The sequence below is a fragment of the Paenibacillus maysiensis genome (genome assembly GCF_000520815.1).
Classification (GTDB): Bacteria; Bacillota; Bacilli; order Paenibacillales; family Paenibacillaceae; genus Paenibacillus; species Paenibacillus maysiensis.
In genome coordinates, this window is sequence record NZ_ASRY01000315.1 from 49,741 (window position 1) to 65,771 (window position 16,031).

General features: G+C 40.8%; 16 protein-coding genes and 3 pseudogenes. 11 read left to right on the plus strand and 8 right to left on the minus strand.

The window, feature by feature from the left end; genetic code table 11:
- Positions 1-131: 131 nt before the first annotated feature.
- Positions 132-1,358, minus strand: a complete 1,227-nt coding sequence (locus tag L696_RS0125085) for an MFS transporter (protein ID WP_025686068.1) — start codon at positions 1,356-1,358, stop codon at positions 132-134.
- A 229-nt stretch (positions 1,359-1,587) separates the two neighbouring features.
- Between L696_RS0125085 and L696_RS0125090 the strand changes: the two genes are divergently transcribed.
- The 7 genes from L696_RS0125090 (at position 1,588) to L696_RS32205 (ending at position 6,322) form a co-directional block, all read left to right on the plus strand.
- Entirely contained in the window at positions 1,588-2,166 is a 579-nt protein-coding gene (locus tag L696_RS0125090) for a TetR/AcrR family transcriptional regulator (protein WP_025686069.1), read from the plus strand.
- A gap of 31 nt (positions 2,167-2,197) precedes the next feature.
- On the plus strand, positions 2,198-2,341 hold the full coding sequence (locus L696_RS28990) for a hypothetical protein (RefSeq protein WP_162472205.1): 144 nt from the start codon (positions 2,198-2,200) through the stop codon (positions 2,339-2,341).
- 189 nt (positions 2,342-2,530) lie between these two features.
- Positions 2,531-3,187: a PspA/IM30 family protein gene (locus L696_RS0125100; protein ID WP_025686070.1), complete on the plus strand. Its 657-nt coding sequence runs from the start codon at positions 2,531-2,533 to the stop codon at positions 3,185-3,187.
- A gap of 26 nt (positions 3,188-3,213) precedes the next feature.
- The gene (locus tag L696_RS0125105) at positions 3,214-4,245 is read left to right on the plus strand and encodes a TFIIB-type zinc ribbon-containing protein (protein WP_025686071.1); all 1,032 of its coding nucleotides are present in this window, start codon (positions 3,214-3,216) and stop codon (positions 4,243-4,245) included.
- Positions 4,245-5,036 (plus strand): TPM domain-containing protein, encoded by a 792-nt coding sequence (locus tag L696_RS0125110; protein WP_025686072.1) that lies wholly within the window; start codon positions 4,245-4,247, stop codon positions 5,034-5,036. Before L696_RS0125105 ends, L696_RS0125110 begins: the two co-directional genes overlap by 1 nt.
- Before the next feature lie 19 nt (positions 5,037-5,055).
- The gene (locus L696_RS0125115; protein ID WP_025686073.1) at positions 5,056-6,054 is read left to right on the plus strand and encodes an SPFH domain-containing protein; all 999 of its coding nucleotides are present in this window, start codon (positions 5,056-5,058) and stop codon (positions 6,052-6,054) included.
- A 112-nt stretch (positions 6,055-6,166) separates the two neighbouring features.
- Positions 6,167-6,322: a VOC family protein gene (locus L696_RS32205; protein WP_342447956.1), complete on the plus strand. Its 156-nt coding sequence runs from the start codon at positions 6,167-6,169 to the stop codon at positions 6,320-6,322.
- A 342-nt stretch (positions 6,323-6,664) separates the two neighbouring features.
- On the opposite strand, the gene L696_RS0125125 is transcribed toward L696_RS32205, so the two are convergent.
- Positions 6,665-8,065, minus strand: a complete 1,401-nt coding sequence (locus L696_RS0125125; protein WP_025686075.1) for a phytase — start codon at positions 8,063-8,065, stop codon at positions 6,665-6,667.
- A gap of 113 nt (positions 8,066-8,178) precedes the next feature.
- Positions 8,179-8,346 (minus strand): annotated as a pseudogene (locus L696_RS29945) (helix-turn-helix domain-containing protein); the annotation flags it as partial.
- A gap of 134 nt (positions 8,347-8,480) precedes the next feature.
- On the opposite strand from L696_RS29945, the pseudogene L696_RS0125135 reads away from it, so the two are divergent.
- Together L696_RS0125135 and L696_RS0125140 are read left to right on the plus strand one after the other, a co-directional pair.
- Positions 8,481-8,729, plus strand: a pseudogene (locus tag L696_RS0125135) (MFS transporter); the annotation flags it as partial.
- A 160-nt stretch (positions 8,730-8,889) separates the two neighbouring features.
- Positions 8,890-10,281: an MATE family efflux transporter gene (locus tag L696_RS0125140; protein WP_025686078.1), complete on the plus strand. Its 1,392-nt coding sequence runs from the start codon at positions 8,890-8,892 to the stop codon at positions 10,279-10,281.
- A gap of 171 nt (positions 10,282-10,452) precedes the next feature.
- Here the strand turns inward: L696_RS0125140 and L696_RS0125145 are convergent.
- The 5 genes and pseudogenes from L696_RS0125145 to L696_RS0125165 all read right to left on the minus strand — a co-directional run.
- Positions 10,453-10,761: pseudogene (locus L696_RS0125145) on the minus strand (NAD(P)-dependent alcohol dehydrogenase); the annotation flags it as partial.
- A 286-nt stretch (positions 10,762-11,047) separates the two neighbouring features.
- Entirely contained in the window at positions 11,048-11,503 is a 456-nt protein-coding gene (locus tag L696_RS0125150) for a PTS sugar transporter subunit IIA (protein WP_025686080.1), read from the minus strand.
- A gap of 20 nt (positions 11,504-11,523) precedes the next feature.
- Entirely contained in the window at positions 11,524-11,820 is a 297-nt protein-coding gene (locus L696_RS0125155) for a PTS sugar transporter subunit IIB (RefSeq protein ID WP_025686081.1), read from the minus strand.
- Positions 11,821-11,844: 24 nt separating this feature from the next.
- On the minus strand, positions 11,845-13,206 hold the full coding sequence (locus L696_RS0125160; protein WP_025686082.1) for a PTS galactitol transporter subunit IIC: 1,362 nt from the start codon (positions 13,204-13,206) through the stop codon (positions 11,845-11,847).
- A gap of 59 nt (positions 13,207-13,265) precedes the next feature.
- Entirely contained in the window at positions 13,266-13,787 is a 522-nt protein-coding gene (locus L696_RS0125165; RefSeq protein ID WP_025686083.1) for an RpiB/LacA/LacB family sugar-phosphate isomerase, read from the minus strand.
- Between the two features lie 178 nt (positions 13,788-13,965).
- Between L696_RS0125165 and hxlB the strand changes: the two genes are divergently transcribed.
- Both hxlB and L696_RS0125175 read left to right on the plus strand, forming a co-directional pair.
- Entirely contained in the window at positions 13,966-14,523 is a 558-nt protein-coding gene (gene hxlB, locus L696_RS0125170) for a 6-phospho-3-hexuloisomerase (protein ID WP_025686084.1), read from the plus strand.
- Between the two features lie 34 nt (positions 14,524-14,557).
- Positions 14,558-15,313 (plus strand): DeoR/GlpR family DNA-binding transcription regulator, encoded by a 756-nt coding sequence (locus L696_RS0125175; protein WP_025686085.1) that lies wholly within the window; start codon positions 14,558-14,560, stop codon positions 15,311-15,313.
- Positions 15,314-16,031 lie beyond the last annotated feature (718 nt).

Sequence of the window (16,031 nt, forward strand, 5' to 3'; positions counted from 1 at the left end):
CAGGTTTAGAAAAACGGTACGTTCTGCTCCTGGCTAAGTTTATTTCACACGTCTTCGATCACCATAATCCCCTATTCGTCGTGTGTATCTCTAACTACTTAGACGAATAGGGGTAATTTTTTGTTGTATGGTTATTCTGCCGAAGGTTTCTTTTGTACGTCTCCATTCGTTTCTTTTTCAGTGAAAAAGTAAAGCAAAGCTAGCAACGGCAGCGCGACTCCAATGAGAGCACTGAAATTCCAACCTCCTTGCGCATAAGACCAACCGCCTAATGATGATCCAATGGCACCGCCTACGAAAAAAATAGACATGAAGAGTCCGTTCAGACGCCCCCTCGCCTCACTTCCCAAGGAATAAATCACACGCTGCCCAAGTACAAGATTTCCCGATACGGCCATATCCAGTGTAATCGCTGAAACAAAGAGCAGTACGAGAGCTACGGTTGAATGGTTTTGAAAAAGATAGATTAGCAAAAAAGACAAGGCGGCAATGATCATGGCAAGCCCGGTTAAGAATTTACTCCAGCCTTTATCAGCCAATCTCCCGGCAATTGGAGCTGCTACTGCGCCGCCCACGCCTACTAAAGCAAACAATGCAATACCTTGCTGGGACATTCCGAAATCATCTGCCAATCGTAGAGGAACAACAGTCCAAAATAGGCTAAAGGCTCCAAATAGACAGGCTTGATATAGGGCACGGCGGCGCAATACGGGCGTTTGTTTTAAAAGAGTGCCTAGAGAGAAAATTAATTTGCCGTAAGATACCGTAGGCGCAGGCTTACGTTCAGGAAGAGCACGCGAGAGCAGAACCGTCAACAGCGTCACAACAATTGCTGACAAAATAAATACGGCTTGCCAACCCCAGATGCTGGTTATAAAGCTTGCCACCGGTCGTGCGAACATAATTCCTAGCAACAGTCCGCTCATTACATTCCCAACAACCCGGCCTCGCTGCTCTTCAGACGCTAAATAGGTGGCATACGGCACCAGGATTTGGGCTACCACAGATCCGATTCCAATGAACAGAGATGCGGTCAGGAACAACGACGCATTGGGGGCGAATGCGGCTGCGAGCAATGCAACGACTGTAATGATTAGCGATACGACCATGAGGCGTCGATTTTCAATAATGTCACTGAGCGGTACGATAAACAGCAATCCCACAACATAACCGATTTGAGTTAAAGTAACAATGAATCCCGCTGCTGTGGAAGAAAGGCCCATAGCAACATGGATCGGCCCTACCAGGGTTTGAGCATAATAAAGATTGGCAACGATCAGGCCGCATGCGGCTGCCAACAGAAACATCATCCCATTTGAAATACGGTTACTTCCTATTGCTTGTTGTTCTCTTTGCATGATAATCCTCCTTATGATTGTTTGGTGATTGTGCAACAACACTTCTTCATTCAGTGCTACCGGAAAATAAATACTGAACGTATAGTTCATTAATTCGATAATTAAATAATATACTGAACGTTTGGTTTTGTAAATAGGTAAATTCATTTTATTTTTACTTGCCATTTGATATACTAAACGTACAGTTTATTTTATAGTTATTTATACCTATCAGGAAGGTGGCATTCCAGTGCAGAGTAAAAGAGGACGTCCGCGTAATGTCGAGACGCAAAAGTCTATCCTTAACGCTTCATATGATCTACTGTTGGAGCATGGCTTTGGAGCGGTTACGGTAGAAAAAATTGCTGAACGAGCTAAAGTTAGCAAAGCGACCATTTATAAATGGTGGCCTAACAAGGCTGCCGTGGTGATGGACGGCTTTCTGTCAGCTACCATAGCGAGATTGCCTGTGCCGGACACAGGTTGTGTATTAGATGATATTCTCATTCATGCCACGAATTTAGTACGGTTCTTAATAAGTCGAGAAGGTAAAATCATTACGGAGTTAATAGGTGAAGGGCAGCTTGATTCAGGATTATCGGAGGCATACCGGACCCGATATTTTCATCCTCGGCGGCTCGAGGCCAGGCTCCTTTTGGAGCGGGGGATGGAGCGCGGGGAATTGAAGAAAAATCTCGATATTGAATTAAGTGTAGATCTCATTTACGGACCGATTTTTTATCGATTGCTGGTAACCGGTTATCCATTAGACGATTCCTATGTGCAACAATTAGTCATGAATGCGTTCGAAGGAATTCGCTCGGACTGAGTCGCGGAGTCCTCTGGACCGTGGTCATAGCATGCTGGAGAATGAAGAGATTGGAAAAATTGCTGCCGCCCATAGCAAAACCATTACACAAACGATTTTACGTTGGCATATCCAACTGGGCGCGATTCCAATCCCGAAGGCATCTGATATAGGGGCAGGACCCCAAAACCTATGAAGAATTATAAAGCGGAAGGATAGACCTCTCCATTTGATGAGCCCACTCAGCGAGCGGGCTTTTTATGTTTCATGAGTTAGATTGTAGATGGATTGTAGGTCAAACACTCAAATGTCAGGGAAATGAACCCTTTTTTCCAGATTTGATGTATTATATGGTGGAATGTAATCTTTTCGAAGGGAGACCATGATGGGGATTCTATCGAGATTTAGGGATATTATGAAAATGAATGTTAACGCCTTATTGGATAAGGTGGAGGATCCGGAGAAGACGATTGATGATTATATGCGGAACCTGAACATCGACCTGGGCAGGGTGAAGGCTGAGACAGCTTCAGTGTTGGCGGATGAGCGAAGAGCGAAAAGAGCTTTGGATGAATGCAGAGCCGAGATCAAAAAGCTTCAAAATTATGCTATGAAGGCAGTGGAAGCTGGCAATGACGAGAACGCTCGAAAGTTTCTGGAGAGAAAGGCAATGCAGGTGGAGAAACTGGAACAATTCGAAACCGCTTATGACTTGGCTTCATCAAACGCCGAAAATATGAAACAAATGCAAAATAAACTGGTGTCCGATATGGACCAATTGGAAGCACGGCGCATCAAGCTAAAAGGGAAAATGGCGGTTGCCAAAGTACAGCAATCATTGAACGCCATGGGCGGTCAGGATTCCGTATTCGAAGCTATGGAAGAGAAGGTTAACAGGGCATATGATGAAGCAATGGCTATAGCCGAGCTTAGAGCAGGGGCGCAGGGCGATCTGGATGATTTATTCGTACAATATGAGAAAAGCACGAATGCAGAAGATGAATTGGCTGCGATCAAAGAAAAACTGAAAGATCAGAAATAACAGTTCTTTATGATAGAGGTGAGCAGATGCCGGTTATTGAATACAAATGCCCAAACTGCGGCAGTGGCATGGTCTTTGACAGTGAAACAGGAATGTTATCCTGTCATAGTTGCGGAAGAAAGGACAATATCGAGTATTTTCCAGATCCTCTGACGAATCATGTTTTTCTAGAAGACGAGGCTCAGGAGTACCATTGTACCAGTTGCGGAGCAGTTATTATGACCGAAGTAGAGACAAGTGCGACGGTTTGCAGCTTTTGCGGATCAGCGGTTGTGCTCGGCGAACGACTGACCGGGGAGTTGGCTCCGGCGCAGGTCATTCCTTTTTCGATCAGTAAGGAAGAAGCAATACAAGCATTCCGAAAATGGTGCAAGAATGGTCGCCTGACGCCGAACCGATTCATGACAGCAGATCGAATCAAGGGAATCACCGGGATGTATGTGCCCTTCTGGTTATATGATCTACATAATAAAATTGAAGTTCATGGTCAGGGTACCAAGGTAAGAACCTATACGAGCGGCGACTATGAGTATACGGAAACACAGCATTTTGATGTATATCGGAAAATCCGTTTGAATTATGTTAAGGTTCCGATTGATGCTGCGGAGAAAATGAATGACGAGCTGATGGATAAATTGGAGCCTTTTCCTTACGAACAGCTAAAAAGCTTTAAAACCCCGTATCTCGCCGGCTACATTGCGGAGAAATACAGTTATAACGACGAGGAACTCTTCCCGCGAGTAAAAGAAAAAGTGAAGGAATATATTGATGCTTACATTCAGTCTTCGGTGTCAGAATATACGGCTGTGAACTACACGGAAAAGCAAATTGATACTACATTAAAACAAGCGGATTATGTCCTGCTCCCGGTGTGGGTCATACATTATGACTATAATCAATTGGAGCATACTTTTGCTATGAACGGACAGACGGGCAAGGTAGTCGGTAAGCCTCCGATTAGCAAGTTCAAAGTGACGGCTTGGTTTGCAGGCATTTTCGGCATTACTCTCTTTTCATTGAGGTTAATCACTTGGTTGATGATGGGAGGGGGATTCTAGTGAGAAAATATAGAGCCATTATAGCCGTTTTGTTGTTCTTTGCTGTTTTTGTGGCGGTTCCTATGGAAATGAAGGGCGAACCAGCAACGACAGAAATGAAGCCCTTGATTTATGATGAAGCGGGTCTGCTCAATCAAGAAGAGTATAATGTGTTGAACGCTATGGCTAATCAATATGGAGCGGAAAGAGAAACGGACATTATTATTTATACTACCCTCAATCCCGACAATATGGATGTTATGAAAATGACGCAGGACTTTTATGATGACCATGGCCCTGGGTATGACAGATCTCATGGGAACGCGGTCATTTTAACGATGGATATGAGAAATAGAGAGATTTATTTGGCCGGATTTTATAAGGCAGAACGGTATCTGGATGACGACAGACTAGATAAAATACGTAACGAGATTAGCCCGTATCTGACGAGCGGTAACTATGGGCTGGCATTTCAAAAGTATATTCTGAGCGCGCACAGATATTTGGCAATCCGTCCAGGGGTGAATCCAGACAGTATATTTTTTAAAGGCTGGCTTCATTTGGCGGTTGCACTGGGATTGGCGGCGATTATCGTGGGCAAGATGGTTTCCAATTCCGGTGGCCGAGTTACGGTAAATCGGCAGACCTACGAGGATGCGGGCAATTCAGGGATTCTGGAGCATCGGGACCAGTACCTTCATACCACGACAACGAAACGGAAGATTGAAAAGAGCAGCAGCAGTAGCGGCTCAAGCGGGGGCGGAACCACCAGCGGCGGTCATTCGCATAGCGGCAGCAGAGGTTCATTTTAACGGAAGGGATGGATGCAGAATGGGATTCTTCAGAAACCAATTTGCGAATGTGGTAGAGTGGGAAGAATTTAGAGATGATATGATTTTTTGGAAATGGAGCAACCGGGAGATTAAAAAAGGAAGTAAGTTAATGATCCGCTCCGGTCAAGATGCGATTTTCGTAAATAACGGCAAGATCGAAGGGATTTTCGAGAATGAAGGATCTTACAATATAGATTCTGAGATTATCCCGTTTCTGTCCACGCTAAAAGGGTTTAAATTCGGCTTTAACAGTGGTATGAGGGTGGAAGTTTTATTCGTCAATACGAAGGAGTTTACCGTCAAATGGGGGACGCAAAATCCGGTTTTGATCCCGACTTCCCAGCTTCCAGGCGGTATGCCTATTCGTGCGAATGGCACGTTTAATTTTAAGGTGGACGATTATGTTACGCTTATAGATAAGATCGCCGGGATGAAAGACAGCTATCTGGTGGAGGATGTTAAAATCCGGATTACTTCTGTGCTGGATCAGTTGTTAATGAAGTGGATCAGCAGAGAAGGGAAGGACATGTTTAATCTGCAAGCGAATGCTTCCGATATTTCCAAAGGCATTCAAGAAGATCTGGATATGCAAGTGATGGACAACGGGATGACGATTACAGGCTTTCATGTGATGAGCTTCAATTATCCTCAAGAAATTCAGGATATGATTACGAAGACGGCTTCTCATGAAATGATCGGTAATTTGCAAAAGTATCAACAGATCACGATGACGGACGGTATTGCATCTGGCAACGTAAAAGGCGGCGGCGCTGCTTCGGATATGGCGAGTATGATGATGGGGATGAATATAGCAAATGAAATGATGAAAAATTTGAACCCCAACCAAAAGCCTCCTGCCGAGGCTCAACCGGAATCTGAATCTGCTACTCCTTCTCCTACTGGAGACCATAAAAAGCCCAATTTCTGTCCTAACTGCGGTGTGAAAAACGAAGGAGCTAACTTCTGTCCGAATTGTGGTCAGAAATTGAACGCGTAACCCATGAGGTCGGTTTATTTACGAGCTGAACATAAATTTGTTTAATACTGAATAAGTGATTAGTCCAAGGTGCGAATTTATTGTGGGTAAAAGACTTTTGCAGTCCCATAGCATGTTCCCAACGAATGATATTGAGAAGACATCTGAGTTTTACAGCCGATATTTAGGGTTTAGGGCTGTGTCATATTTGGAAGCAGAAGAGCCACATATTTGTTTGTATCGTGATGATACGGAAATTAAAGGATTGAAAAATGTGCACAAGATATAGGAGCAACGAAGATGACCAAATTCCATGATCAGATCATTGCGTGGTACAAGTTTGATGATGCTGGGAACGTCGGCAAGGATAGCTCAGGGCAAGGTAATGACGGGGTTGCTTCCGGCGCGGTAGCACCAACAATCTCCAATGCTAGCGGCAGAGCGGCTTTGACGCTTGGGGAGGTCCTAATGATACATCGTATATACAGCTTAGTTAGGGTAATGATAGTGGAACCTTTTCCTGCTTAAAAACAAAAAAGGGGTGTCCCAAGCAGCCGAATTATGGCTTTTGGGGCACCCCCTTTTTTCTATAAATAGAGTCAGAATGCTGAGTTGATTTCCCCGACAGGCATTATTTCGTGCTTCTGTTCACCAATTCACGCGGGTTGATGCCATCGTCTATTGTTAGCGGGATGCGTGCACCCTTGGCAATCTGCTCCCAAGGCACCATTTTAAAGTTCTGATTTAACTTTTTGCCGTTTTGAAGATTTTCATCATCTTGCACAACGAAGATACCGTGCGGGAAGTCCTTGCCTAAACCATAGCCAAGAACATCAATACCATCTGTAACAGAGGTACCGTCGACTGTAGGGCTGGCGTTGATCGTAAAGTTGCTAATATAAGCGTTGTCGCCTTGTCGTTCATAGATTGCGTAACTGCTATTTCCCTGACTGGAGGCCATGAGATACCCCTTGCCGTCTTTGCCGTAATACAATGTAAGCCCCTCTATATCATCCTGAAGTCTGCGTCCGTCTGCAACATCCACACGTCGTAGCGGCTCGGAAGAACCGTCTGGCTCGGCATCATATTTCCAAATGGCGTGATCCTCTTCGGCAATGTAAACCGTGCCATATTCATCATCAGCGACCATTCCTTCAGATTGCGTAGCAAGCTTGAACTGGCGGACAAGCTTACCAGCTATTTTGCCATTTCCGTTGTCAGTCAGCTCATATTGTTCAAATTCACCCTCCTTGCCCAAAACGAGCGCATAAAACTTGTCTGTCTTGAGGCTATGGTACAGGCTGAACCCATATACTTCTTTCATAGATGATTTAATAGGCTGGCCAACCACGTTTGTTAACGTTCCTGATACCCCGTCAATGGCAAAGATATCAACGGTGTTGTTGGTGCGATTGGTTGCTCCTGCAATATCAATCTTTTTGCCGCCCAGTGTAAAACCGTAACGGATATCCACGTTGTTCATTTTGCCGACTTTATAGTTCTGTAATTGCTTGCCTTGCAGATCATAGACCAGAATTCCGCCGCCTTTATTGGTCGCTACAAGTCTGCTTTTCTCCGGGTCCGCCGGATTGAGCCAGATAGCAGGGTCGTCGGCCGCGTCATCTCCATCCTCCACTGCTTCTGTCTCAGCAGTAGGGGTAACCTTGTAGGTAGGAACTGCGTCTTTGGGATCAGTATATTTGCTGTTTTCTGTCTCAAGCGTGGCAAGCAGCTTTGCCGGAAGATATAAATTCCCGCCGACCATTTTGATTTCGCGATCTGCTTCTCCGGTTTGGCCTGCCAGACGATAGGTCTTCTCGCCGACGGTAAAGGTGCCGACAATGCCGTTTTTCAGTTTGACCGCAGCAGACTTATCGTCACTGTCCCATGTAATGACCGCTCCCATTTTTTCCGCCTGTGTTCGCAGTGGTGCATACCCGGATGACTGAACGTCTGCCGCCTTGGTTATTTCAGCAGGTGATATCAAAGCCCCAGCCAAGACTGTCAACAGGGCTAGTTTGGTTGTCTTCATATGTATACCCCTTTTCACGATGTAAAATCTATAGCTGGCTCAGTATAAAGGGGCAATATAACGGGAGTATGTTAAAAATGTAAAGGAGATGTAATGCCTGTACATTTTTCGATTCAATGAGCCGGCTTCCAGTATTGTTGTCTGTAATTCTTCGGAGACATTCCGAATTTTTCTTTAAAGCATTTGGAGAAATAGCTGGCTTGGGAGAACCCTGTTTCTTCTATGATTTGTTGGACGGACCAGTCGGTTTGCAGCAGGAGACTGCGTCCTTGATCCAGACGGGAAACGGTTTTTCTACGTGAATCCACTGGAGGTTAATCCTTTTCAAAAATCCAGAAAAGATCAGGAGCATGTAAAAACAGAACGGCAAAAATGGTTCTTCTGCGCCTGCGGACCTGACCTTTTTGATTCATGTATTTTGGCTGCACTGGGTCAGGTCGTGATTTTAATGGGAAGTACGGACTTAACCCTCATTATTATCGGTTGGATTATTGGTGCTTTAGGATCAGGCTTTGCATGCTCCCCTACTGCGTTGTCTGGCATTCAGTTCAGCTTTATCTGGCTACCGTTTATCATCTTCCTGATCAGCATCATTCCTATGTTTTTGTATAAAAAATTGGAAAAGAATGAAGTATCCTTTCACCAGGATTTAAAATGTGAGTAAAACCATTGACAGGATTTTCTTTTGGAGGGATACTTCTATGTAGAGAAAAGTGTACAGAATCAAGAACTAGATACATCTAGCCTTGCAACTTTAATTTTTTCGCCATGAAAGCTCTTCTGTTGAAGGGTTTTTTTCAATTTGATAAAAAGAATGTGATGATATGAGTCAACTGAGTGTAAGGATGAGAACACACGGCTTTCTAAATAGGCATTTTTCGGGAGAGTCTATTGATTATCGACAAATTATTGCTTTATTTATTCCTCTACTGATCGATCAGGCTTTTATCGTGGGTCTTAATTTGGTGAATACGGCAATGATCAGTTCATCGGGTATGGCGGCGGTCAGCGCGGTGAATATGATTGATTCCCTGAATATTTTCTTGATTAATGTATTTGTCGCTGTGTCTACCGGGGGAACGGTTGTCGTGGCACAGTATAAGGGGAGCGGTAACGACCTCATGGTCTCTAAAGCCGCATCCGGCACCATTTCCTCCGTTTCCTTGCTGGCCTTGGCTATCAGTCTGTTTATGATCTTGCTGTACAATCCGATCTTAAGTGTTCTGTTTGGCTCCGCCTCGGCTGATGTATTAGCTAACGGTAAGGTGTATCTGCTGGGAAGCTGTATGTCTTTCGTGGGGATTGCGATCGTTGAGGCGGTGTGTGGAGCGCTGAGGGGGATCGGGAAGACGAGGGCATCGCTGGCTCTTTCTCTCATCATGAACCTCTCGTACGTGCTTTTAAATGTAATATTCATTAATGTATTGGACATGGGTGTGCTGGGCATGACGATTGCCGTAAATGTGTCCAGATATGCAGGGGCAGTCTGCGCGTTGATCTATTTGGTCAGGGTAGATGACGACTTGCGTGTTCAGCTTAGAGATATGCTTTATTTTAATCTAGCCATGCTTAAAAAGATTCTGTTCATCGGGCTTCCTTTTGCAGCGGAACAGATGTTTTTCAATGGGGGTAAAATTTTAACCCAAATTTTCATTGTGAGCCTGGGAACAAATGCGTTGGCGACGAATGCCATTTGCTCATCACTGGCTAACGTGTTCCAAATTCCTGCGAATGCCTTGGCTCTTACGATTGTGACTGTAGTTGGTCAATGTATGGGTCGTCGAAATGTCGAGGATGCCCGCAAGTTTACCAAATCATTTATTTGGCTATCGTCTTCTTCTTTTATTGTAATGGGATTAATCCTGATGCCTTTGTTCAAGCCAATGGTGGGTCTGTTTCATCCTCCTGCTGAAATCGTAGATGACATTTTCATTGTCATACTGATTAATACGTTGGCCCAGATTCCGCTCTGGTCCATTGCCTTTATTACACCCTCTGCGCTTAGGGCAGCAGGTGATTCGAAATTTACGTCCCTCACCTCGATGCTGTCCATGTGGTTGTGCAGGGTGGTGCTTGGGTATATTTTGGGCATTGTGTTCAACCTGGGAATTGTTGGTGTCTGGCTGGCTATGGATATTGAATGGGGTGTGCGGGGGATCGTTTTCCTTTGGCGCTTCCGTGGCAACAAATGGGTCCAGCATCGTTTGATCGACTGAATAGGTCCACTACCATAAAATTGACTTCTGAATGAAGGCATTTTATAGTAGTGGATTTTTTTTCTTTCTGTACTTCGTTCAGGCTCTTACTCCATCCTGATCCCTATATTACCGAACTGTGCTCCCTGCTGCATACGGTGGAAGGCTTGTGCCGTGTCTTGTAAAGGGAATACGTCTTTTCGCTTCGCTACGTGATGTGACGCTGACCCGTGCGCCCGCCGCTAAAGCCATAAGCATGGCATACGTGGCTACACCGCCGCCAATACCGGGAATGAGGACATGCTCACCCTGCTGTAATTGGCCTCTGGTAAAGAGAGCGCGGTAAGCGGTCAAAGCAGACAAAGGTAGCACCCCTGCTTCGTCCCAAGATAGGTAAGCTGGCTTGCGGACGGCATTTTGGACGGGGATGATAACCGATTCAGCGAATGTCCCGTCTGAAGGTCCGCCCAGAATGGCTGGAACCAAGGGAATGTGGTGCGTATGAACACATTATCCTCTTTCATATGAAACGAAAAAAGGGACCCCAAAGGGGCTGTTGACAAAGTGGGAAAGGAGCTGCGACTCCTTCCCACTTTGTTTTTTTGGAGTTATTAATTGAATTACTTTGGAATACAGGTTACTTTTCTAATTTCCGTAATAGAATTTTTATTCAATTTGATTTTTTAAAGACCGTATAAAAAAAGCTTCAAAAGATTAAAAACATCCTTTAAAGCTTTTGAATATTACTTATACATTTTTAAAGTTAGAAAGTTCATCAAAAGCAAAGTTATTCGTTAAGTTTTTTTAGTACATATTGAGGGACGGATGCTTGATCTAATGTTAAACAATTATCAATGAATTCTTTCTGCTGAAATAATGAGATTAATTTTTTTAACATTCTCACATGTATTTTTCCTGAAGAAAGAGCCATATTAAAAATTAAATTACAAGAGATTTTTTCGTCAGGATCTTCCATTTTACCAAAAGATACTGGGGTTTTTGTTCGAACAATACTAATACTATTAAATAATACGTTTTCAGAATTACTATGGGGCATTGCTATAGTAGATCCGTTAGGTAAAGAAAGTCCGGTTGGAAATAATTTTTCCCTGTCTACACATGCTTTAATAAAATCTGTTTTTACAGCATTATGCGTTACTAAAACTTCTCCAGCCTTTTTTATAGCATCAATATCGTTAAAAGCGTCTTGCTCTGTAAAGTATATTTCCAATTCCAGTTCCATGTATTACACCCACCTCTTCCTTACGATAGCTCTTTTCTTATTGCTTCTAAAACTTCATCTTCACCTATTCCTGTCAAAAGTCCAATACCAATGATTACTTTTGTAGTGATATTTTCATTGTCAATTTTTGTGGATGATACAACTAAATCTTTACTGTTTATCTTCTCAGCTGAAGCGTCTCCACGTAGGTCAATAAGGGAAGCCTTTTCAATTTCAGCGTCAATATTTACTTCTTTAAAATAGTCCTCCAGCATAGAAACCATAATTGATGAAGATGCAATTCCATTTCCACATACTACTAGTACTTTCTTACGCATAAAAATCACCTTTTCCTTATAGTATTATACGGATTTTACTGCATTAGTTTTATTTCTTTTTCTTTTTAATAGGTAACCAATCGAAATAAGAAGTAATCCTATTAGGATGAATCCAATTACACCTACATTTGTTGTTGCGGCGAATAGACCTGTAAAAGGATTAGCAGAAGGATTTAATGATGAGTACATAACTCCATCATGTCCACCTGCTCCGAACTTCAGAAATACTTCTGTAGTTGGCTTAGCCATCCATGTTGAAATATATAGTCCTCCACCAAAACAAATAGTAGCAGCAAGCCATGTACGGATAATATTCCCTTTAAAAACTGGAACCATACATGCTATGAAAAAAACGAATTGTGATAAATCACCCAGTGGCATTACTGTATTACCAGGTAGAATAACTGCTAAAATAAGCATAGTTGGAATTAATAATAATGCTGGTGCAATTACCGAGGGATGCCCAATAATTAAAGCAGTATCCATCCCCACTGTAATTTTTCTATCTGGAAATCTTTTGACTAACTTTTTACGGGCTGCTTTTGATAACGGTACTAAGCCCTCCATCATGATAGATGTCATTTTTGGAAGTAAAAGCATTACTGCGGCAATATACATTCCTAATTGTAAGCTTGAAATAATTGTTTTGTATGGATCGCTCCACCCAAATCCAAATAGACCAAGTACAACACCGATAAAAAAGCCTACAATAGTTGGATCTCCTAGAATACCAAATCTCTTCTGAATAGTTTCTGAAGTAACATTAAGTTTATTAAATCCAGGAATTCGATCAAACAACCAATTAAATGGATAAGCAAAAATAAGATAGGTATTCGCTACTGGATGAGAAATGGAAACGCCTTCTGGTAAATTGAAATATTCCTCATTATTTTTTGCTCCTAAGTCGGCAGCAATAAGTGCCCATACGTGAAATAGACCTGCAGTCAGTATGCCATATAAAAGGCTGCCGGAAAATGCAGCAACAATAGCTCCCATAGAAGCATTCTGATGTAAATTAAATAAATCAACATTCACACAATCAATTAAACGTAAGAATAACATTATTATGTTAATCGCGAAACATAATGGGATTACTATAGCACCCAAATCAGAGCCAAACCCCATAACTGCAGTAGCAGCCCCACCTACATCAATCGTATTTAATGATGAACCAGTATTTTCAGCTAATCCTTTAATAGCTGGCTGCATTTTGTCTAACATTAAATTGATTGTCATTGTTAAGCCAATAAATCCAATACCAACTTTCATAGCTGACGCTATGCATTCAGAGAGAGGTCTTCCGAACAATAACATTACTATTAAAAATACGAATGGAATAAAGATAAAGTTACCAAGATCATTTATAAAGTGAGTGATGATATCCATAGTAGTGGTTTACTAGATTCAAATATCTAGTTTTCCTCCTTTTATTTTTATTCTCATAATTAGTTATCTGGTCTGAATCCCATATTCCAAGCAACATAACTTGGTTTTTGCAAAAGTTTATTATCATTTATTTCGGCTGCTTGCAGATTTTTTTTTGAATTTTCTTTTGCCGTAGAAAAATCGAAAGCGTTATCATACCAAGCATCTAAAATCATCTTAGTATACTCTAAACTGTTGACGTTACAACCAAGTCCAATAATCTGAGCATTATTACTCAATCTTGCTCTTTTTGCCGAATAAGGATTTGTAACTGCGACGGCTCTAATGCCCCAATGTTTGTTGGCTTGGCAAGTGAATCCAATTCCTGTACCACAAATATAAATTCCCAATCTAAAATGATCTTTTTGTAATAGTGTTGCCATTTCATCAGCTAATTCCGCAAAGGTATTCATTCCTTGCTCTTTCGTCTTTACAGGGTCAAAGACAATCTCTGCATTTTTTTCGGTCAATAAATACTCCTTAATTTCCTCCTTTCTGTTGAAACCTATATCATCACAAGCAATAGCAATTTTAGTAGACACCTTTAAAACCCCCTCGTTTTGTATGCGCTTTACTTTGCATACCAATAATATAATTGGTTTTGGTTGGTTGTCAATATTTATTTATGTATAAAATATTTATAAATAAGGCTTATTGACACCAACTAAAACCAATTGTATTCTTACTTTAAGAAAAAAATATAAACATGGAGTGGCTAAAATGAATAAAATTAAAGAAAATCTAGATATTATTATGAGTGAATTGAAAGAAAATAATTCCCGAAATAATGAAATTAAGTTAGATACTTTATTGGAAGATCTTTTGAAATCAAAAAAAATTTTTTTATGCGGTGCAGGTAGATCTCAGTTAATGATTCGAGCATTTGCTATGAGATTGATGCAACTAGGATTAAACGCATATGTTGTTGGAGATACTACAACACCTCATAGTACACCAGGTGATTTATTAGTTATAGCTTCTGGATCTGGGGAAACTAGTTGCTTGATTTCTATAGCTAACTCAGCAAAAAGAAATAATTTAAAACTTGCCTTGTTTACAACTAACATAAATTCTAAACTTGCAAATTTAGCAGACTACTCAATTAATATTTCTGCACCAAATAAATCACTTGACGATAAGAGCGTTTCATTTCAGCCTTTAGGTACTTTATTTGAACAAAAAAGTCTTCTAATGTATGATGTAATTGTTATAGAATTAATGAATTTATTAAATGTAGGATCACAATATATGAGTCAGAATCATGCTGATTTAGAGTAACAAGAGAATTAAAAAGATAGAAAGGAATGTGCTAATGTTATTGATGGATGAAAGAAGAAATCTAATATTAGAAGAATTAGTTAGTAATGAAACTGTATACGTCAGCGAGCTTGCAAATAAACACTCTGTTTCATATGAAACCATTAGAAAAGATTTAACTTATTTAGAAAAGAAAGGATTGCTTGTAAAAAGCCATGGCGGTGCAACATTGAAACATAATGCTATCGAGCATTCTTTTCAAACTCGACAAGAAGAAAATATAGAATTAAAAAAAAGGATTGCTAAAAAAGCATTATCCTTAATTCAAGAAAACTCTTCATTAATTATTGGAACAGGAAGTACAACACTTGAATTAGCAAAACTATTATCTTTAAAATCAGGATATAAGATTTTTACTGATTCGCTTCCTGTAGCTAGTGTTTTGATAAAATCAAGAAATCAAGTTTTTTTATTTGGTGGTCAATTAAGAGACAAAAGTTCTTCCGTTTATGGCGGATGGACAATTGAAGCTATCAAGCAAATACAAGTAGACATGTGCTTTTTGGGGACTGATGGATTTAGTAATCTAAGTGGACCTTCAAGCCCATCATCTTCAGATGCTTTTGTAGATAAAGAAATAATTAGGCATTCTAAAAAAAAATATGTATTAGGTGATTATACTAAATTTAACAGAAGTAGTTTGTATAAAATATGTGATTGGTCTGAGATAACTGCTTTAGTAACAAATAATGGTGCAAATGAACAAGAAATCGAGAAAGTTAAACATTCAACTAATGTTTTCCTTTCATAATTAGAATAAAAAGGGAATGGACAAACTTACATCAAAATCAAAGGAAAGTTTCACTATTTATATGCACGATTGACTCAGCTAGTGTGATGTTATATATTTGGTTAAATATAATTGATCTTAGAGAATAACTCCTCAGTGTTATCTTTCCTTAAAACTTCTTAAAATCTTTCTTCGTGCGTTGTCATATAGTGTAATCCTCCTTTTTATTCTATCCAATTAAAGAGTGGTACTTCCATTTTGCTAGCAGCCAATATTGAAATATGTTCCTCTTCCAATATCCAATTTATTTGTTTTAACGCAAATCCTTCTTTTTCAGTTTTAATTTCATTTACTTTTCTTACGAGATAGATTGCTTTTTGTCTTCGATTTTAATTTTGGCACTAAATAAGGGTATCCTTATTTAGTGTATCAATAAGTGTATTTAATATATCCATTTGTCTTTCTGGGGTACCATCAGGAAAATGCGGATTCACAACGTTAAGAAAGTATTAATATGCTCCCCCAAAGGGTCTCTTTTTCATGTACATCCTTATATTTTGCTAGAGAAATAGCTTGTCAGCCTGTAATTCTGTAATCTTATGTAAGAGTTTGAAAGGGAGAAAGCTGTATATTTTTGATAGATAAAAGAGACTTGCAAAACCTTGATTTTACACGAACATATGTCAATCTTGCTACGAGCTAATCGGTCACAGCAGACTCATGCTTATTTGGAGGCTAA